This window comes from Pseudomonas sp. TE3895 (assembly GCF_056278855.1).
In genome coordinates this window covers 1,613,153-1,631,983 of record NZ_JBWBQE010000001.1, presented here as the reverse complement: position 1 = coordinate 1,631,983, position 18,831 = coordinate 1,613,153, and the positions used below count along the sequence as shown (strand labels likewise).

Sequence of the window (18,831 nt, the reverse complement as noted above, 5' to 3'; positions counted from 1 at the left end):
TTCGCTCTGCCATATAACTTCTCTGAAGGTTCTTATGAATAAAATTCATTATGGGGATTAGGGTTATAACTATTAAATACCCTATCACCCATTTGCCCAACATATCAGGTATGTACATGCGATTTTCTTCTCTGCTGGGTGCGGGCCTTGTACTGCTCGCAACTGCCACCCAAGCCTTTGCTGGCGCCACGTTGGAGCGGGTTGAATCGCGCAAGGAAATGGTCAACGTGCTGATGGAAAGCTACCCGCCGTTTTCCTTCCTCAATGACCACAACCAGCTCGACGGTTACGATGTGGACGTGGCCAAGGCAGTGGCCGACAAGCTCGGCGTCAAACTGCGCCTGGAAACACCGTCCTGGGACGTGATTGCCGCTGGCCGCTGGAGCGGGCGCTACGACATCTGCATTTGCTCGATGACCCCGAGCAAGGCGCGCGCCGAAGTGTTCGACTTCCCCGTGGAGTACTACGCATCGCCCGCCGTGATCGTGGTCAATGCCTCGGATGAGCGCATCCATGGCGCCAAAGACCTGGAAGGCCGCAAGGTGGGTTCGATCAGTGCATCGAGCTACGAAAGCTACCTGAACAAGAACCTGGTCATTGAAGGCAAGGAAGACCAGAAGATCGATTACCCGTTCGACTTCGTGCAGGCTGCGCCCTACGACACTGAAAACGTCGCCTTCCAGGACCTGGGCCTGGGCACTGGCGTGCGCCTGGACGCCATCATTACCAACCTGGTGACCGCGCAGCCGCGCCTGCAGCAAGACAAGCGCTTCAAGCTGGCCGGTGCGCCGCTGTATGAAGAGCCCAACGCGGTGGCCATCGAAAAAGGCGACCCCGAGTGGGATGCCAAGGTACGCCAGGTGTTCGCCGAGCTGAAGGCTGATGGCACCCTGGCCAAGCTGTCGCAGAAATGGATTGGCGCCGACATCAGCAAATGAGCACCTTCCCTCCCTCCCCCAAGCCCGTGGCTAAGCCTGCGGGCGCCGGCCTGTTCGGCTTTCGCACCCGGTTACTGCTGACCTGGCTGGCGCTGTTCGGGCTGTTTGTAGCCTTCTTCCTCAGCTTTGACCTGAAGTTCGCCATCATTCTGGAGAAGTTTCCCAACCTGGCCGGTTTCAAGCTGGGGCCCAATGGTTTTCTGCAAGGCGCCGCACTGACCCTGTTCCTGTGCCTGTGCTCGATGGTGGTATCCGTGCTGCTCGGCTTTGCCGCCGCGCTGGCACGGTTATCCAACAGCGCGGTGTTGGTGGGTGTGGCCAGCTTCTACACCTCGTTCTTCCGTGGCACGCCGCTGCTGATCCAGATTCTGCTGATCTACCTGGGGCTGCCGCAGGTGGGCCTGGTACCCGGCGCCATCAGCGCCGGCATCATTGCCTTGTCGCTGAACTACGGTGCCTACCTGAGCGAGATCTTCCGCGCCGGCATCCTCGGCGTCGCCCGTGGGCAACGTGAAGCAGCATTGGCGCTGGGCATGCGCACGCCGCAGATCTTCTGCCACATCATCCTGCCCCAGGCCATGCGGGTGATCATTCCGCCCACCGCCAACCAGTTCATTTCGATGCTCAAGGACTCGTCGCTGATTTCCGTGATGGGGGTTTGGGAGGTGATGTTTCTGGCGCAGTCGTATGGGCGTTCGAGCTATCGCTACCTGGAAATGCTGACCACCGCCGCCGTGATCTACTGGGTGCTGTCGATACTGCTGGAACTGCTGCAGGCACGCCTGGAACGGCATTTTGGCAAGGCTTATCAGCGCTGAGGGCTGCACGGCTCGTGCAAAACCGACAGGCCTGACCGCGCCCCATGCAGGAGCGGCCAGGCTACGCGTAAGTGAAAATAATCAGCGCGGTGGCCAGCAGGATGTGAATGACCAACAGGCTCACCAGCAGTCGTCTCATGCTTGAGGGGAAACGTTTGACTTCATCGAAGTCAATCAACCCCCTGCGCACGAAGAGGCTCGGTATAGCCAGCACCATGGAGATCAAACCCGTACGCATAACCTTGCCCAGAAGGCCTGCATGTTGAAACGTGATTTTATTGCCGGTCACGAAGCTACAGCGCGTTAGCAACGACTCGTAGTACTCAGTGTATTTATGTGCGATGAAACACTGTACGACCATCGCCAGCATCATGGGGGCAAGAATCAAAATCGCAATTAGCCCAGGCTCAACTTCATTCATTCCGATACTTCATTGAGATGCGGGTCCGAGCAGCTGGCTTCCAGCCGCTTGCAACTCGCGCTGTCGATAAACTTGGTGAAGGAGAAGTTAGTCAAGGTGGTACGTCCCTATGTTGCACCGCCGAAAGAGCTTGCGGTTGCCGACATGCTTTGATTGACGCCGAAGTTGTGGCCATTGATCTCGATCCAATTGGTGTACTGCTCATCCAGCGCTTCGCCAGCGATGTCGTCGATTTGGATGAAAGCGTCGAAAGCCATGCCTACCTCTCCTTGGTAATGGTGGGTCTGAACCCCAATGAACGGGTGTGACAGGTACGGAGGCAAAGTGTTCCCCACTGCCCGAGCCGCCACACCCGATGCATGACGCTTCAAGCCCTACAACGCCTTCATCTCTGCAATATCCCGCGCCACCTGATCTGCAGAGTGGTCGAACATCGCCTGTTCCTGCGCATCCAGCGGCAACTCGATAATCCGCGCAAGCCCCTTCTCTGCCAGTACGCAGGGCACACCCATGGCGATATCCGTTCGCCCATACTCGCCCTCGAGAATCGCCACCGCCGGCAAAATACGGTTCCGCCCATTGGCGATCGCATCGACCATCTGCGCAATGGCCACGCCCGGTGCATCGCAGGCGCTCCCCATCTTCTTGAGCCCCAGAATCTCGCCGCCGCCCTTACGGGTGCGCTCGACAATCTGTTCGATCTGCTCGCTGGACAGGAAGTGCGACAGCGGCACCGAGCCGATCTGGCAGTAGCGCATCAGCGGCACCATGCTGTCGCCATGCCCGCCCAGCACCAGCGCCGTGATATCCCGTGCAGAAAACCCGGTTTGCTCAGCGATAAAACACTTCATGCGCGCGGTATCCAGCACCCCCGCCTGCCCAAACACCTTGTCGCGCCCCTGCCCGCTGACGCTCCAGGCGCGATAGGTGAGCACATCGACCGGGTTGGACACCACCAGCACGGTCGCTGTCGGCGCGTGGTGCTTGATATCCGCCATGATGCTGTCGAGGATTGGCAGGTTGGTACTCAATACATCCTGGCGCGACTGGCCGGGCTTGCGCGGCACGCCCGCCGTGATCACCACCAGCTCGGAACCCTCCAGCATCTCGGCCTTGGCCCCGCCGTGAACATGGGTATCGGAACCTGAATCCACAGCCGCCTGCCAAACGTCCAGCGCCTTGCCCTGCGCCAGTTCACCCTGCACGTCCATCAACACCAGCTCACGGCACAACTCATCCCGGGCGATGATCTGCGCCGCCGCCTCGCCGACCAGGCCGGCACCCACAATCGTTAATTTGTTCACCAGACACCTCCCAGCGGCGCGCGCCACCAGGAACACGCCTGCGTATAGAGAGAAGTATTGCCTGCCGGGGCTAAATGGCCACCCAAGATGATGCGACGACCTTCACTTGACAGTATTCCACGGCAGCGCAAATACTTTGGCCAGATTCATATAGATGACCATACAACAAGGTGAATCAATCGATGAACATGCTGCCCATGTGCCCCGTCGCCATACCGCCGCCCACCGGCCTTAGCGCCACGCCCCCCTGCTGCCCGTCTTCCGTTACCAGGCGGCCGCCTGTGAGCGGCAGCTAGCGCAAAGCCGCGTTCCCTTCCTCGAAACCGTAGCAGCAGCCCCAACGGCAGCCACCTGCATGCCCCGTGGAAACGCCCGTCACGCCTTCAAACCCTGAGTGCAGCCGAGCGCCAGCCCAACCGAGACTCCTTGAATGACTCCCTTAGATATACAGCTATTACTGACGGCATTGGCCAGTGTTCTGGTGCTGGTGGCGCTCATCGTTTCGCGCCTGAAGATGCACCCGCTGCTGGCCTTGCTGGTGGTGTCCATTGGCGTGGGCTTCGCGACGCATATGGCGCCAGGCAGCATCGTCGCTCACCTGCTCACCGGTGCCGGCAAGACACTGGGCGCAGTGGGGGTGGTGATTGCGCTGGGTGCAATGCTCGGCAAGATCCTGGCAGACGCAGGCGTCACGGAGCAGGTCGCGGATGTCATCCTCAAGCGCACCTCCGACCGCATGATCCCTTGGGCCATGATGCTGGTTGCCTTCGTCATTGGCATCCCCATGTTTTTCGAAGTCGGCCTGGTGATCATGCTGCCGCTGATATTCAGCGTGGCGCGCAAACTGGAAAGCAAGGCGCGCTTCAAAGGCTCGGCGTATGTGTATGTAGGTGTGCCGGTCATTTCGGCGCTTGCCGCCATGCACGGCATGGTACCGCCGCACCCAGGCCCCCTGACCGCCATTGCCGTGCTCAAGACCTCGGTCGGGCCCACCATGCTCTATGGCTTCCTTGCCGCCATTCCGGCAATGATCCTGGGCGGCCCGCTGTACGGCATGTTCATTTCACCGCGCATGACCACGCGGCCCGATCAGGCCTTGCTGGACCAGTTCACACTGGCTGAAAAAGCCGATGGCCAACCCCGCCCCGGGGTAATGGTCGGCATGCTGGCCGCATTGCTGCCGGCCATCCTGATGCTGGTGCATGCCGTCGCCGAGATGCTGCTGCCCAAAGGCAATACGCTGCTGGAGATGGCCAGCTTCCTGGGCAACCCGCTGATCGCCATGCTGCTGGGCGTGCTGTTCGCCGGCGCCAGCCTGGTGCTTGCGCGCGGCGGCGACGCCGAACAGCTGCGCGATGCACTGGGCAAAAGCCTCAAGCCGATTGCCTCGATCATCATGATCATTGCCGGTGGCGGTGCCTTTCAGGAAATGCTGACCAGCGCCAAGGTTGGCGATGCCATTGTGCACCTGACCCAGCAATCTGCCTTCCCTCCCCTGATTCTGGGGTGGCTGATCGCGATGTTGCTCTCGGTGTCTACCGGTTCCGCCACGGTCGGTATTGTAGGGGCTGCCGGCTTGCTGGCACCGCTGGCAGGTGCAGACCCCAGCCTCAACCTGCCTTTGCTGGCCCTGTCCATCGGCTGCGGTTCGCTGTTCTTCAACTATGCGAACCATGCAGGCTTCTGGATGGTGAAAGAATCCTTTGGCATGACCATGGGCGAAGCCACCAAGACCATCTCGGTGGTGCAATCCATTGTGGCGGTGGTCGGGCTGATGGTGGTGTTGATGTTGAATGCGGCCATCACCATAGGTTGAACTCGAGTCAACGGGGGCTGCGCAGCAGCCCCAATCTGGCCCCACCCTCGAGCAACGATCTGGCCTAACGCTGCAGATCCTGCTCGCTTCGTTCCATTACCTTCCCACACTGCTCACTGGCCAACCGGCTGATGATCCGGATCGCCTGATGGATACCGGCCGTGTTGCGAAAGCTCAGCCGCGGGTTGTGTTCGCACTCGAGCACTTCGTCGTGCTGGACCAGGGCCTCGCCTAGCAGTTCTAGGGTCCAGGCGTAGCTTTGGATGGTGGAGAGGCGTTCTTGGTCAGACATGGCGGGCCTCCGGTTGGGTGGAGACGAAGCGGAGTTGGTTGAGGGTGAAGCAGCTGAGGGCCGTAGCGGAACGGCGGGGGAGAACGGATGCGAGGATCCTGCTTGGACTTGAGATAAGCATGCATGAGGCTCCAAGTTTTAGTTGGAGCTGCCACGATCCTTCCTACGGGATTGGGTGGCAGCTGTGTGCGGGGTAGGAATACCGGGAAACTTGGAAACCCGGCCAGGCCGAAGCCTGCCCACACACAGCCGCCATGACACAGCACGGCAGACGCAAAAAAAGCGCCAGCTGTGGTGCAGGGGCGCCTAGTGCGTGCGCCAAGTTTACCAACGGGTTCCTACGCCCGGTCACGGGATTTACCGTGACGGAGAGATTTAGCCTCACATTGGTTGGTCGGGCAATAGGATAACTTGTAGGAAACGTCTACGAATGACGTATGAATCGCGCCGAATTGGATGACAACCCGTAAAAACCAGCGACTTCTGCGCCTATAGCAATCTGCTAAGGATTATTCGCTAATCTGCCAGAGCAGCCGTGGTTTCGACTTCAACGTAGCTGGACTCTCCACCTCTTAGGGGCCAATACCTCAGCCTTTGATATTACGTGGATCATTACCCGGCTTGATGGTGTCCTTGGCTCGGAATTGTCCGTCGCGCCCTTTAGTCGTCATCTCACCACCACCCTGGTTTTGTAGCATTTCTCGTGCGGCCTGCTGAGCCTCGGCCTGTGTATCGTGGACGCTTGAAGCGCGGTCAGAATCGTTCCGCTTGTTCTCCCACTTTCCATCTGGGCGCTGGGAAATGGTGCGGTCTTGAGGTTTGCTCATGATGAAGCTCCTATGATGGGGTCCTCTCATATAGACCAGAAAATGACCTTTTGCCTGCTCGCTGTACTAAACTTTAGTCGTATAAGTTTTAATCAGCACACTTATTTCTGGTCTCAAGTCCGGAAGTCAGCGGATTGCTGAGCTTTAGCATTCAGACCTAACACTTCACGTAACGACTCATGAATCGCCCCTGGTTTCCTAGACACCTCAGTAACTCAGATTGGCAAAGCTTCCTGAAGGCCAACAATGTGATCAGCAGCATGAGCCACCGAGGAAACTGCCATAATAGTGCCGTAGCCGAGAGCTTTTCCAGCTTTTGAAGCGGGAGCGGATCCGACGAAAGATCTACGCAACACGTGCCGAAGTCCGTAGTGATATTTTCGATTCCATCGAGATGTTTTATAATCCTGAACGCCGACACAGCAGCGCTATGCAGCTGTCGCCAGCAGAGTAGGAGAAACGCCATTTTCTGAGCTTGGAGAGTGCCTAGAAAACCAGGGGCGATTCAAACATGAACTTACTCGCAATAAAATACCACTTATAAAAACCATTAACTGAATACTGATAAGGAAATTAGATATGCTCAGACTCTGTTTGACGCTCTGTTTCACGCTGCTATGTTCATTGACCCATGCCGCTTTGCCAGCCGCTCCCTTGACAATTTCTGGGGCGCAAGAAGTGGCAAACATATTCAGAGCTCATTATGAGGAAGACTTTAAACGTGATATGTCTAAAGTAGCACAATCCGTATTCCCGACACCGGAACAGTCATATGTTTACGCTAAATATATGAACAAAGCTTTCGCAAAAGCCGGCTATAGTTTGGACGAAACTCTATATGCGTATTTCAAATCCGGAGGTCCATCTGGTGGGAGTGCGGGCAAGCCAAATATCTTATTCTCGCAAAAACTAAATCTCACTGTATATGCTGACGGCCTGAAGAATGCTGCTATCGCTGATGCATTCATCAAAGCCAATGCTGTTTCAGAAAGAACAATAGCGTATGCGAAAGATGTTGCCATAGATTTTCCAATAACTAATTTTGACTATGTAATAAACGCAACCCCGGGATATTTGATACCGGGCACAGAGGAATACCGACGAGAGAACGGAAGGTTTATAGGTCAAGTAAAGATAGGTGTCGGACCTTGGAAAGACTGGTTGTATTTTGAATGGGAAGCACGACGAGGCGAACAGTACGGCATCGGAATAGCACAAGTCGCTGGCGTTGACGGTGACGAGGCCGAAACATTCAAAGCACTGAATGGAAAAAGGGTGAAGGTAGAAGGCATTTACTTTATAGCTAAAGGGCAAGTCATCGGCGACCCTAATACAAGAAACATAGTCATTGACCCACTGATTTTTGACCTAAGCCATAAAATGACATTTAAATCCCTATAGTAATTTAAATTCGACCTATACAGCATCTATAAAAAGGAACCTCTGTGAAACTATTTAAATGTCTTACCATCGCGGCAATTTCAAGTTTTTCTACGCTGGCATTTTCCGAGCCGTTCACCTACTTCTCATACCAAGAAGGTGGATACGCCGGGAGAATGCTTGTTGCAAACGAATTTGCACATGGCACCCCAGTACAACCCATCGCAGTCCACATTCAGACCGTAGATACGAGCACTCATCATGAATGTGATGTATGGGCTATGGAAAATACTGTAGCCAGAATCGAATCCAATGGTGAGGTATCCACAACGATGCGAGTGGTAGATGAAAATAAAAAAGTCACTGATGAAACTTTTGATGTCGTGTTTAAAAGGTCAATAGCAGAAATTACGTCGTCCATGCCAAGCGAGTATTGCGGCGTTTCTGCGATGTTCTCCGGGAGTTGGGTACGCACTCAAGATGAAGCTGACGGGGAGAGCCAAGAGCAAAGTGAGCAAGATGCGCTTTGAGTATTGGAAACTCGCCAAAATAGGAAGCCTTCTTCGACCACTTCGCCAAACAAAAAATTGACAGGCACCGCTCTGGATGCTGGAGCGTTTTTTCAAACCCATGAAGCCTAATTAACTATCACCTGCTCCACAGTTTCAGTTTAAACGACACACCGCCACCCGCCTCATGACTGGCCAACTTCAGGTATTGATCACCGCGAAGTGCGGCCATGGTCCTGCTGACGCTGGATAGTCGGTTTGGCGCGGTGCTGACAGCAAGGCCACCGAATCTTCTAAGTCGCGTAGATACGCCGCATAGTCGCTCAACACGGCCTTTTGAGCGCCGTTACCGGTGGGCGGGTGGAGGCTGCATTGGATGACAAGACCTGTGCCGCGAGATTCTGAGGCGGGCGCAAGCAGCAATGCGATGACCGGGGCATGCCTGACTGTCAGTCAGGTGCAATCCATTCCTTGGTCTGCGGCACCATCATCTAGAGCGCTATTGCTGGTGACATCGGCGTTTGTCACGCCGATGTCACGAGGGGAGTTGCCGCAAACCCAAATGCGATAAGGGCTGCAGCAGTGCTAGAAGTGCCCGTCTCTTTCCAGAGAAAGAGACAGGCACAGGTTGGCGCAATAGTCGACCAAGCGAATAGGTTCCTGCAGGGCAGCGAGATACGGTGTGTTTAGCGCACGAGCGCCCATGATCGTTACAAGCATGAAGCCGTCGTGGTTCAGAACCACTGCGAGCAACCAGACTTAATACCGCAACCGATCAGTAAGAGGAAAATGGGATGAGACTTCATTTGCATCCCACATCAATCTCACTGTTCCTGACTGCTTTTCCGTGCCCGTGGCGATGTCGGCCTCGACACTGCCTTCTTCGCTTTGGCTGCCGCAGGGCTTTTCCCTCGTTTCGGTCCGGCCACCACGTAGGAACTGGCCAGCGGCGCGGCCACAGCGTTTGGCCCACCAGCCTTCAACGGACCGACATTGTTGCCGACGAGCGTTGCAGTGGGCTTATCTTTGGCAGTCATCACCATACCCATCCGCACGCCAAAGAGACGCAGCACGGCCTCCAAAGTGCTGAGCTTCGGATTCGACTTCCCGCTTTCCAGTTCGTACAGGCTTTTCGTGGACATCTTGCACATGGCCGCGAAGGTCTTTTGATCAAGCCCGGTGACTTCGAGCCGCAGACGGCGGATGGATGTCCCAATTGGATCGAACCCCGCCGCGTTGCGCTTGACGATATCCTCTACGAGCTGGGCGCGCTCTTCAGGCTGTAGTTTTTTCATCGCAGTCCCCACTCCACGAGTCGTTTATCCAGGTTATTCACAGGTAGAGAGGCTGCATTGCGCATCGATTCAGGCGCATCGGTCAACAGATCGGGCAACGCCCTGAATGCCTCAGCCGCATGCATCAACCGTTGCAGCAGGACATCGGGATCAGTGTAACCAACAAGCTCAGCGCAGTTGTCGCGCCAATTAGAAGACCGCTTGCGCTCCGCCGCCCACTTCGTCGTCCGTGTGATGCCCTCTTCATCCAGGATCGTTGGCGCGAGGTCATAGATTGGCGCCAAACGAAACCTCCCACCCACACGCATGATGCAGGTGTTGCGGCCGTGGTTATCGGTGCTCCCTAGAATGCGGTTCAGCAGATCGCGATGATGTAGTCGTCGTAGGCGACAAGGCAGCTTCCATCAGCAACACGCTCGGGGTTCTCAACCGAGAGTGTCGCTGCCTCGCGCCATGCGCCATCGGAGAAGCCCGGATCGTGAGTCTGAGCGGCATCGCGACACCATTAATCAGCATTTGAATGCCGATTAAACTAGTGCGCACGGCAGGAACCGGCAATATTTTGCCGATTAAAAGCTTAAGTGCGGGCAAACCGGCACCACACTACCGATTATGCATTCACAGCGCGCCGGTGGGTGCTACAGGTCGTTACTGCGCCTGGGAAGCAGGAACTGCATGTGACTCGGCCTTTGGGTTATAGGACTATGTTTAATTGCGCTGGGTAGGTGGTGGATGGCACGGGCTTCGCCCGTGTTCGCGGGTAAACCCGCTCCTACAGGGGGGTGGAACGGCTAAGTCCGAGGTTTGCAGGCCTGATGAGAAAAGACAGGCATAAGAAAGCCCGCATTAGGCTGGCTTACATTGATGGCCCGATAGCAAAAATCACCATCGGCCAAATTGTCTGGTGCGGAGACAGACGGACGGTTGTAGGGCGTCAGGGCCCGGTTTTCACGGGGCTGGAATTTGGTGGATTTATAGACGTACCTCATAGGGTATCTAAAAAAAAATCAGCTATTTATGGCTTTCAGTGGAATCGAATCGGGACTTGCGAAGGATCCAGTGAGAGCTACGACCGCCGTGGCATCAACGTTCACTCCTTGATGAATCCATAGGTCACCCACATCCAAGCGAAGCCAAAGGCCGTCAGCCACGTGGATACCTGTAGAGCCAACTTAAGTTTTGCAGGGAAGTTTTCTAGTTCTTCGATGTCCAGATGCCCTCGGCGCATATGTACGCCAGGCCAAATGAGTATTCCACAAAGAAACGTTATCAGCAGCCACCGAGCGCCAAAGCGCCGCGTGCCCAAAAACAGTTTCATTTGCTCCAGGCCGGGATGACTTTGGATAGCCGAGGTTGCAACAGTGAAATTTCTTGTACCCGCGATGAATGCACTGACCGCACAACCGGCCAACGCGATCACGAACGGACACGCCAGCATTATCCACTTCAGCCACACGGGCCAACTCTCGAACTCAGTCATAATGTGATTCGTAGATCAGCTCGCCCATTTGCTCACCGCCCTCCGCACCGGCGATGCTCCCAGCAAAAGCCCCTCCCCCGACCAGCGCAATGCCACATACCGGCGCCCCGAAACCCGCGGTACCAGCAGAGAACACCCCACATACAGCGAGCGCAGTGATCCCAGCAATCTTGCCACCCACGATCCCTCCCGCCAGCCCCCCAGCGAAAGCACCTGCCTCAGACAAACGAATTTTTTTGCAGACTTCGGTTTCCCCTGCACAGCAGGCCTCTTGGACTTTCAGATAGGAAGATGTACCACCTAAGCCAATTCCGACATGCCCACCATACCGAAGGTACTTACTAAGCTTCGCCACTTTGTCCAAGTATGTGGCGTACCCAGGAATCTGCCCTGGCCCACCGGCTTTTGACCAATGATGCACAAGGCTCTTGGTCGAGATATTCAAGCTTTTCTTCAGCCGCTCGTAGGCCCCAAGATTCAGATGTTTATTTAGAAAAGTCGCCTTCAGCTGACCATCTAGCTGCTCCAATAACAGCCGTCGTTCGGCGAAGAACGATGGACTATTCAGATGGCCATGGCGCAGAAATTCTTGCTGATGCAAACGCTCGATGTTGCCAAGTGTGCTGCGAAGCTGCCGGAGGCCGTGGTCCATCATGTCCTTACCCACACCCATGGAGAGACTGGCGTCACTAAGCAGTCCGGCAATTTCAGCCTGATACTCCATCATGAAATCTGACTCGGCAAAATCGAGTACAGCCAAGGAACGTCGCGCGCGCTCGGCGGCCGCCATGAGTTGGCCCTCCTCCTGGGTGCAGGCATAACCGTTATCCGGATCGCCGATGACGAAGATTTCCCCTGCCTTGAACCCCTGCTCGAAAGTCGGGTTCAGGCGTTGCAGGTACGAAATGGGCAAGGTCGAATCATGGCTAGCCAGCTCCAACAGAATCTGCGGGAACGACATGCTCCGGGGCACCACATAGAATCCCGGCTGCATCTGCCCAGGCAACCCGCCAACCATGGCGGGCGAAGCCCCTGCCAAAGCGCTAGAGCTCCCAGAGCCAGCGGGTTTGAGGCTAGTGCGTACGGCAACCGGCAGCCGCGGCGGGGGCATTTCCCCTAAAGGCGCCACCACCCGGTTGCTACCCTCTGGGCAACCGCAATCAACTAACGCGCCATCCATCGCGACTGGCTGGCCATCCGAGATGAAGTGCCACACCCCTTCGACGACCTTTCCTTCCAGCCCGCAAAGTGGACAAGGTGTGGTGGGATCTCCCATCCTCAGGACCATTCGTCCCTCGTCGAGGTAACCTTCCCCGGTGGCGATGCAAATCGCACCTGTGGTGGTTACATCACCGTCTACTGCTTGGCCAAGCCCATCCAGACTGACGCGCATTTCAGAGTCCCTTGCGAACTGTAGGAGCGAAAGAACCTAACAGCTAAGAAGGGGCAAATGAGGCCTCGAGCAGCTAACGAGACGATTCCTACGAGCAACGCGGATTTAGGACTAGGCACGACCTAACGGTTTGAGAACTAGACTCTGTCTGAAAAAAGCCGTCGTCCCCTTCCAGCCTCAGCCTGCGCAGAAATTCGAGCTCGGCCAGAACGGCAACCAGCGGCGAGTCGAAGGACGGGTTCAGTAGCTGCAGGTCGCGGTGAGAAAACTGGGGCATCTCAAAATTTTCTCTAAACGGGAAAATCATTATCTAGAAAAATTTCGGTTCTCACCCCGTAAACACTGGCCAAAACCTGATCGACAGCTAACCATTATCTAAAAATACGTCCAACCCTAAGTGGAAAACTGCGAACCGTTACGTCAAAAACACGCAGATCCGTGGGAAAAAAAGCGGGAACAAAAAAACCCGCACAAGGCGGGCTTCTATTGGTGCCAAGTAGCGAGAAATCGCCATAGGCCAACTGATTCTGGTGCCGGAGACAGGAATCGAACCTGCGACCTTCGCGTTACGAGTGCGCTGCTCTACCGACTGAGCTACACCGGCGTGTAGCGCAACGTACCACTGCTCACACCCGTAACGCAAACCCCTGTTTCCGCTGGTTTATTGCTCTGCCCTCAAGCCCCCTTGCACCCTTTGGGCGCCAGGTCTTCCTCGATGTCGGTCGTGCACGCCCAGCCGCTGGCCGAACGCGTCAGGGTCAGGGCCTTGCCCAGCGCGTTGGCAGGCGCATCCACCAGGGTGCAGACAATGCTGCCGCTACCATCTGCGGCCTTGCCGCTGGCCGTGATCGCACAATGCGCCGTCGCCGGCTGGCCACCCAGGGCGGCGACATCCGCTACATCCTTTCCATCATTCAGCCGCAGATCCATCGCCGTCTTCAGCGCGCTGATCTCCAGCAACCCGGCCGCGGCCTTGGAGCGTGCCTGGTGGTTGGTGTACATCGGTAAGGCGATGGTCGCCAGAATGCCGATGATCGCGACGACGATCATCAGTTCGATCAGGGTGATACCGCGTTGCCCTTTCATGAACGTAGTTCCTTTTTGATTCGCTTACACATTGAGGTCAGTTGCGCCCCAACCGGCAGCGGCGCAGTAGGCCTGAACAGACACCTTTTGTCACCCCTGCCCGCACGGGCGTCATCTTCGCTGAACTACTCTAGTGAGCATCACGGACGCGTGCCCTTGCATGGACGCGGCAAGCTGTTTCCAGGCTTGTCGCCGGGGCTGAACAAGGACCTTTGCATGACTTCATCTTCACTTCTCTACCGCTGGCACGGCACCGACGCCAATGGCACGCCGGTCAGCGGCCAAACACCCGGGCGCAGCCCGGCTTATGTGCGCGCCGGGCTGATTCGCCAGGGCATCACGGTGGCGAGTTTGCGGCCGGCCAGCGGGCTGGCGTTCAGCTTGCCAAAGCGGCGCGAAAAGGTCGACCCGGCGGGGTTTAGCCGGCAGTTGGCGACGTTGCTCAAGGCCGGCGTGCCGCTGCTGCAAGCGTTCGAGGTGATGGGCCGCAGTGGTTGCGATGCGGCGCAGGCGGCGTTGCTGGAAAGATTGAAACAGGATGTGGCCTCGGGCCTGGGGTTGGCGGATGCGTTGCAGCGTCACCCGGCATGGTTCGATGCGCTGTATTGCAACTTGGTACGGGTGGGCGAGCAGTCCGGTACGCTCGACCGGCAGCTGGAGCAGCTGGCCGGCATGCTGGAACAGCGCCGGGTGCTGCACAAGAAGGTGCGCAAGGCGATGATCTACCCGCTGCTGCTGTTGCTGACCGGGCTGGGGGTGTCGGCGATCTTGTTGCTGGAGGTGATTCCTAAATTCGAGAGCATGTTCTCGGGCATGGGCGCGGCGTTGCCGGCATTTACCCAATGGGTGATCAACTTGTCCACAGGGCTGAGCCGTTTTGCGCCGCTGCTGCTGGTGATGGGCTTAATGCTGGGTGTTGCCGTGCGCCAGCTTTACCGGCAGCACGCGCCAGCGCGCCTGTGGATATCTCGGCGGGTGCTGGGCTTGCCCGTGTTTGGCAAGTTGCTGGGGCAGGCCGCGCTGGCGCGGTTTGCGCGCAGCCTGGCAACGTCCTACGGCGCCGGGGTGCCGCTGCTGGATGCGCTGGGTACGGTGGCGCGGGTAACGGGTGGCGACCTGCACGAGCAGGCGGTGTTGCGGCTACGCCAAGGCATGGCCAATGGGCAAGGGTTGAACCAGGCGATGGCCGGTGAACCGCTGTTTCCCCCCTTGCTGGTGCAGTTGACGGCCATCGGTGAATCCAGCGGCACGCTGGACCAGATGCTGGAAAAAGCCGCCAGCCATTACGAGGAACAGGTCAGCCAGGCGCTGGACCAGTTGACCAGCCTGCTGGAGCCGGCCATCGTGCTGATCCTGGGCTTGCTGGTGGGTGGCCTGGTGGTGGCGATGTACCTGCCGATCTTCCAGTTGGGTAGTTTGATCTGAACATGACTTTATGGGCTTTGCTGGTTGAACAGCCAGCGTATTTCCTCACCCTTGCCACGGTGCTCGGCCTGCTGGTGGGCAGCTTTATCAACGTGCTGGTGTATCGCCTGCCGATCATGCTGGAGCGCCAATGGCAGCGTGAGGCGCAAGAGGTGTTGGGGCTGCCGACCACGCAGCACGCGCGTTTCGACCTGTGCCTGCCCGCCTCCCGGTGCCCACACTGCGCGCACCGGATTCGTGCGTGGGAGAACATTCCGGTCATCAGCTACCTGGCCTTGGGCGGGCGCTGTTCGTCCTGCAAAAACCGCATCAGCCTGCGTTACCCGGTAGTGGAAGTGGCCAGCGCGCTGCTGTCGCTGGTAGTGGCCTGGCGCTTCGGCGCTTCGGTAGAAGCGTTGCTGGCGTTGCCGCTGACCTGGTGCCTGCTGGCGCTGAGCCTGATCGATGCGGACCACCAGTTGCTGCCGGATGTGCTGGTGCTGCCGACCATGTGGCTAGGGCTGATCGTCAATGCCTTTGGCATCCATGTGCCCCTGGCCGATGCCCTGTGGGGCGCAGTGGCCGGGTACCTCAGCCTGTGGACGGTGTACTGGGTGTTCAGGCTGGTCACCGGCAAGGAAGGCATGGGCTATGGCGATTTCAAGCTGATGGCGCTGATCGGGGCGTGGGGGGGGTGGCAGGTGCTGCCGTTGACGCTGCTGTTGTCGTCGGTGGTGGGGGCGCTTGTTGGTCTGTGCCTGCTGCGTTTTCGCCGGCATGCCTTGGGCACGGCAATCCCGTTTGGCCCTTATCTGGCAATTGCGGGGTGGATTGCCGTGCTCTGGGGTGATGAAATATACGCCTCATACATGCAACTGCTTGGATACTGATGACCACTGCGGCCTTTACCCCCTGGATTCTCGGCCTGACCGGCGGCATTGGTAGCGGCAAAAGTGCCGCTGCCGAGCGCTTTGTCGAGCTTGGCGTGCACCTGGTCGATGCCGACCAGGCGGCGCGCTGGGTTGTCGAACCTGGTCGCCCGGCCCTGGCCAGCATCGTCGAGCGCTTCGGCCCGGGCGTGCTGCAGGGCGACGGCCAGCTCGATCGTGCCGCCCTGCGCCAGCTGATATTCGCCGACCCGGCCCAACGCAAATGGCTGGAGCAACTGCTGCACCCGCTGATCGGTCAGGAGATTTTCAGCTATCTGGCCAAGGCGCAGTCGCCTTATGCGGTCTATGTGTCGCCGCTGCTGATCGAATCGGGCCAGCACCACAAGACCCAACGTGTGCTGGTGATCGATGCGCCGCAGGACCTGCAAATAGCCCGAACCCTGGCGCGGGACAACACCAGTGCCGAGCACGTGCAGGCCATTTTGCAGGCGCAGTTGGCCCGTGAGGATCGCCTGCGCCATGCCGATGATGTGGTGGTCAATGACGGCGGCCTGGCCGCGCTGCATGAGCAGATTGACCGCCTGCACCACTTTTACCTGACTTTGAAAGGAGGCCAGCCATGAGCCAGCCATTGACCGTCGATTGCCCGACTTGCGGCGCGCCTGTGGAATGGAGCGAAAAAAACGCGTTCCGACCGTTTTGTTCGGACCGTTGCAAGCTGATCGACCTGGGCGCCTGGGCAGCCGAGGAGCACAAGATTGCGGGGTCGGAAGGGTCCGAAGATGAGCTGTATTCGGGGGACCTGGAGCCGCGGCATTGAGCTGATTGCAGGGCGGCTGTGCCGGCCTGTGGGAGCGGCCTTGTGTCGCGAAAGGGCTGCGAAGCAGCCCCGGCATTTTTTGAGTTACCACCGAATCTGGGGCTGCTTCGCAGCCCTTTCGCGACACAAGGCCGCTCCCACAGAGACCGCGTCAGGTTTTAGATGTGATGGCAGAGCCGCCGCATGATCACCGCTCATCTTCCTTCCAGGGCGCCTGCAAATACCGTGTGCGGTTGAAGGTTTCCAGCCACTCGGGGCAAAACACCACCAGCGCACTGATCACCATGCCGTTGATGAACGCCTCGGGGAACATCATCAGCCACAGGTAGCCCACAAAGTCGCTGAGCCACTCCGGCAGGGCAAAACGCCCGTCCAGCCACAACACCCCTAGCGCTGCGGGGACGCAAATCAGCACGGTCAGCGCTGCCGGGAAGAACCCCGAACAGAAGATATAAACGAACAGGTTTCGCGGCTGGGCGCGCTCGACCACTATCGCGCACACCTCGGTAATCAGCACCGGCAAACCAATCAGCAACAAGCCGTTCACCCCCAACGCCGCCAGATCTTGTCGCCCAAGCGCCAGCAAGCCAAGCTGGGCCATGAAGCCACCCAGCACCGCCAGCGGCCAGTCCAGCAACAGGGTAACCGCCGTCATGCCAATAAAGTGGTACGACACCCCGGTATCAAAGTCGCGCCGCACCAGCCACAGCGCAAACAGGCAGAACACCGTGCCAAACAGCAAATGCTGGCGGCGCCGGTCGGTAAACAGTTCAACCCAGCGAACCCGGCTCACCGCCCAGATCAACAACGGCACATAACCCAGCCAGCCAAGGGTAAGGGTGGTGCCGGATAACACCTGCGCGCTGATCACCTGAAAAATACCCTTTGCGGCCATGTGGATAAAACCGAGTCTACACCCATTCTCCCATTCCTTCGGCTGCGGTAGGCTGACGCTTCCGTTCGATGCAGGAAGCATTGGTCATGCTGGAAGGAACCAACCCCGCCCTGCTACTGGCAGCGGCACTCAACGCCATCATCGGCGTACTTCACCTGGCCATCATCGCCGTGGGGCCGCGTTGGTACCGTTTGTTCGGGGCCGGTGAGCGCATGGCGGTGGCCGCCGAAAAGGGCCGCTGCTACCCGGCGCTGATTACTGCCGCCATCGCCTGCGTGTTGCTGGCCTGGTCGGCCTATGCGCTGTCGGCTGCCGGGGCGATCGGGCGGCTGCCCTTGCTGCTGCCAGTCATTTGCCTGATCACCCTGGTGTACTTGCTACGCGGCCTGCTGGGGCCAGGATTGCTGGCGGGCACCGGGCGTTCGCAGCGTTTTATCGTGGTCAGTTCGCTGATCTGCCTGGGCTTTGGCGTGGTGCATCTGGTCGGGCTGGTGCAGCAGTGGCCGGTGCTGGGCTGATTTTCACGCTTAAACAGCATCTTACCGTCATCGATTAGCGGCTAAGCTTGTCTGCATGGATGACTCAGACTACCTGCGCCTGCTTACCATCCAGGCCGAACAAGCCAATGCCTTTCTCTCCAACGCCCGTAAGTGGGAGCGGGAGCGTTGGGTGTGCCAGCGCCTGTTGCAGGGGCTGAACATTCCCTACCGCAGCGAGGACTTCACCCCGGCGGGGCAGGAGCCACCAGACGTGCTGTTCCGCGACGCCGCCTTCGAGGTGTTTTTCGTGCTCGACGAGGGCCGCCGGCTGAACGATGAATGGCGCGAGGAGCTGCAGCGGCGGCGCAGTGCGTTTTCCCTGGCGCAACTGGTACGCCGCGAAGCACGCCCGCGGCGCATCAGTGCCACCGAACTGCTGGGGCGCCTGGCGCCCACCTTGCGCAAGAAGGCGCACAATTACCGGGAACGCGGGCTGGAGCTGAACGAGCTGGACATCATCGCGTTCTCCAGCCTCAAGCGCGAAGTGCTCGACCTCAACACCCACTTCCCGCCGCCTACCGAATACCTGCGCCAAGGCTGGCGTTCGCTGTCGCTGGTCGGGCCAACCTTTGCCCGGGTACTGTTTGCCCACCCCGATGCGCCGGATTTCCTGCGCGGCAACCTGGGCCGCAGCATCGTCTTCGACGTAGGCATCAGTCTTTGATCCAGTGCAGCGACTGTTTGCGATGGCGTACACTCGGCGCCAGGGATAGAAAGCATTATC

Annotated in this window: 21 protein-coding genes, 1 tRNA gene and 4 pseudogenes; 12 read left to right on the top strand and 14 right to left on the bottom strand. The window is 58.1% G+C overall.

Annotated features, from left to right (window positions below; all coding sequences use genetic code 11):
• Positions 1–116: 116 nt before the first annotated feature.
• Entirely contained in the window at positions 117–938 is an 822-nt protein-coding gene (locus ACZ889_RS07370; protein ID WP_003247511.1) for an ABC transporter substrate-binding protein, read from the top strand.
• A complete protein-coding gene (locus tag ACZ889_RS07365) occupies positions 935–1,756 on the top strand; it encodes an amino acid ABC transporter permease (RefSeq protein ID WP_003247513.1) in 822 nt (273 codons plus the stop codon). Before ACZ889_RS07370 ends, ACZ889_RS07365 begins: the two co-directional genes overlap by 4 nt.
• Before the next feature lie 61 nt (positions 1,757–1,817).
• Here ACZ889_RS07365 and ACZ889_RS07360 read toward each other — a convergent pair whose 3' ends face one another.
• From ACZ889_RS07360 to ACZ889_RS07350, 3 genes and pseudogenes are all read right to left on the bottom strand, one after another.
• Positions 1,818–2,177: a hypothetical protein gene (locus ACZ889_RS07360; protein ID WP_020191670.1), complete on the bottom strand. Its 360-nt coding sequence runs from the start codon at positions 2,175–2,177 to the stop codon at positions 1,818–1,820.
• Between the two features lie 5 nt (positions 2,178–2,182).
• A pseudogene (locus ACZ889_RS07355) lies at positions 2,183–2,434 on the bottom strand (Hcp family type VI secretion system effector); the annotation flags it as partial.
• 117 nt (positions 2,435–2,551) lie between these two features.
• Complete coding sequence (locus tag ACZ889_RS07350) at positions 2,552–3,481, bottom strand: malate dehydrogenase (protein WP_180688878.1); 930 nt, start codon at positions 3,479–3,481, stop codon at positions 2,552–2,554.
• 430 nt (positions 3,482–3,911) lie between these two features.
• Here ACZ889_RS07350 and ACZ889_RS07345 point away from each other — a divergent pair, with 430 nt between their 5' ends.
• Positions 3,912–5,297 (top strand): GntP family permease, encoded by a 1,386-nt coding sequence (locus ACZ889_RS07345; protein WP_076402542.1) that lies wholly within the window; start codon positions 3,912–3,914, stop codon positions 5,295–5,297.
• 64 nt (positions 5,298–5,361) lie between these two features.
• Here the strand turns inward: ACZ889_RS07345 and ACZ889_RS07340 are convergent, their stop codons facing one another.
• Complete coding sequence (locus ACZ889_RS07340) at positions 5,362–5,589, bottom strand: hypothetical protein (protein WP_180688879.1); 228 nt, start codon at positions 5,587–5,589, stop codon at positions 5,362–5,364.
• Positions 5,590–6,176: 587 nt separating this feature from the next.
• On the bottom strand, positions 6,177–6,416 hold the full coding sequence (locus tag ACZ889_RS07335) for a DUF2188 domain-containing protein (protein WP_064615052.1): 240 nt from the start codon (positions 6,414–6,416) through the stop codon (positions 6,177–6,179).
• A 209-nt stretch (positions 6,417–6,625) separates the two neighbouring features.
• Between ACZ889_RS07335 and ACZ889_RS07330 the strand changes: the two are divergent.
• The 3 genes and pseudogenes from ACZ889_RS07330 to ACZ889_RS07320 all read left to right on the top strand — a co-directional run.
• Positions 6,626–6,870 (top strand): annotated as a pseudogene (locus ACZ889_RS07330) (IS3 family transposase); the annotation flags it as partial.
• Between the two features lie 125 nt (positions 6,871–6,995).
• Positions 6,996–7,817: a hypothetical protein gene (locus ACZ889_RS07325; RefSeq protein ID WP_180688880.1), complete on the top strand. Its 822-nt coding sequence runs from the start codon at positions 6,996–6,998 to the stop codon at positions 7,815–7,817.
• 44 nt (positions 7,818–7,861) lie between these two features.
• The gene (locus tag ACZ889_RS07320; RefSeq protein ID WP_156747531.1) at positions 7,862–8,326 is read left to right on the top strand and encodes a hypothetical protein; all 465 of its coding nucleotides are present in this window, start codon (positions 7,862–7,864) and stop codon (positions 8,324–8,326) included.
• A 169-nt stretch (positions 8,327–8,495) separates the two neighbouring features.
• Here the strand turns inward: ACZ889_RS07320 and ACZ889_RS07315 are convergent.
• The 8 genes and pseudogenes from ACZ889_RS07315 to ACZ889_RS07280 all read right to left on the bottom strand — a co-directional run.
• A pseudogene (locus tag ACZ889_RS07315) lies at positions 8,496–8,662 on the bottom strand (integrase domain-containing protein); the annotation flags it as partial.
• 467 nt (positions 8,663–9,129) lie between these two features.
• Positions 9,130–9,600 (bottom strand): helix-turn-helix domain-containing protein, encoded by a 471-nt coding sequence (locus ACZ889_RS07310; protein WP_180688881.1) that lies wholly within the window; start codon positions 9,598–9,600, stop codon positions 9,130–9,132.
• A complete protein-coding gene (locus tag ACZ889_RS07305) occupies positions 9,597–9,998 on the bottom strand; it encodes a HipA domain-containing protein (RefSeq protein ID WP_257645188.1) in 402 nt (133 codons plus the stop codon). Before ACZ889_RS07305 ends, ACZ889_RS07310 begins: the two co-directional genes overlap by 4 nt.
• A gap of 692 nt (positions 9,999–10,690) precedes the next feature.
• Positions 10,691–11,080, bottom strand: coding sequence for a hypothetical protein (locus ACZ889_RS07300; protein ID WP_180688882.1), 390 nt, complete (start codon positions 11,078–11,080; stop codon positions 10,691–10,693).
• Positions 11,073–12,473: a PAAR domain-containing protein gene (locus ACZ889_RS07295; RefSeq protein WP_476257274.1), complete on the bottom strand. Its 1,401-nt coding sequence runs from the start codon at positions 12,471–12,473 to the stop codon at positions 11,073–11,075. Before ACZ889_RS07295 ends, ACZ889_RS07300 begins: the two co-directional genes overlap by 8 nt.
• A 118-nt stretch (positions 12,474–12,591) precedes the next feature.
• Positions 12,592–12,750: pseudogene (locus tag ACZ889_RS07290) on the bottom strand (Fic family protein); the annotation flags it as partial.
• 251 nt (positions 12,751–13,001) lie between these two features.
• Positions 13,002–13,077: transfer RNA gene (locus ACZ889_RS07285), tRNA-Thr, on the bottom strand.
• 71 nt (positions 13,078–13,148) lie between these two features.
• Positions 13,149–13,559 (bottom strand): pilin, encoded by a 411-nt coding sequence (locus tag ACZ889_RS07280; protein WP_012051131.1) that lies wholly within the window; start codon positions 13,557–13,559, stop codon positions 13,149–13,151.
• A 216-nt stretch (positions 13,560–13,775) separates the two neighbouring features.
• Here ACZ889_RS07280 and ACZ889_RS07275 point away from each other — a divergent pair, with 216 nt between their 5' ends.
• Genes ACZ889_RS07275 through yacG form a run of 4 tightly spaced genes read left to right on the top strand, consistent with a single transcriptional unit; the run spans position 13,776 to position 16,673 of the window.
• Entirely contained in the window at positions 13,776–14,984 is a 1,209-nt protein-coding gene (locus tag ACZ889_RS07275; RefSeq protein WP_476257273.1) for a type II secretion system F family protein, read from the top strand.
• A gap of 2 nt (positions 14,985–14,986) precedes the next feature.
• Positions 14,987–15,853, top strand: a complete 867-nt coding sequence (locus ACZ889_RS07270) for a prepilin peptidase (RefSeq protein ID WP_318075734.1) — start codon at positions 14,987–14,989, stop codon at positions 15,851–15,853.
• Positions 15,853–16,476 (top strand): dephospho-CoA kinase, encoded by a 624-nt coding sequence (gene coaE / locus ACZ889_RS07265; protein ID WP_004575721.1) that lies wholly within the window; start codon positions 15,853–15,855, stop codon positions 16,474–16,476. Before ACZ889_RS07270 ends, coaE begins: the two co-directional genes overlap by 1 nt.
• Positions 16,473–16,673, top strand: a complete 201-nt coding sequence (gene yacG, locus ACZ889_RS07260; RefSeq protein ID WP_003247540.1) for a DNA gyrase inhibitor YacG — start codon at positions 16,473–16,475, stop codon at positions 16,671–16,673. The genes coaE and yacG overlap by 4 nt, the downstream gene beginning before the upstream one ends.
• 187 nt (positions 16,674–16,860) lie before the next feature.
• Here yacG and ACZ889_RS07255 read toward each other — a convergent pair whose 3' ends face one another.
• Positions 16,861–17,568: an energy-coupling factor ABC transporter permease gene (locus ACZ889_RS07255; RefSeq protein WP_476257272.1), complete on the bottom strand. Its 708-nt coding sequence runs from the start codon at positions 17,566–17,568 to the stop codon at positions 16,861–16,863.
• Between the two features lie 86 nt (positions 17,569–17,654).
• On the opposite strand from ACZ889_RS07255, the gene ACZ889_RS07250 reads away from it, so the two are divergent.
• Both ACZ889_RS07250 and ACZ889_RS07245 read left to right on the top strand, forming a co-directional pair.
• The gene (locus ACZ889_RS07250) at positions 17,655–18,086 is read left to right on the top strand and encodes a hypothetical protein (RefSeq protein ID WP_012051128.1); all 432 of its coding nucleotides are present in this window, start codon (positions 17,655–17,657) and stop codon (positions 18,084–18,086) included.
• 55 nt (positions 18,087–18,141) lie between these two features.
• Positions 18,142–18,771 carry a DUF1780 domain-containing protein gene (locus ACZ889_RS07245; RefSeq protein WP_003247546.1) on the top strand — a complete coding sequence of 210 codons (630 nt, stop codon included), beginning with the start codon at positions 18,142–18,144 and terminating at the stop codon, positions 18,769–18,771.
• Positions 18,772–18,831: the final 60 nt, after the last annotated feature.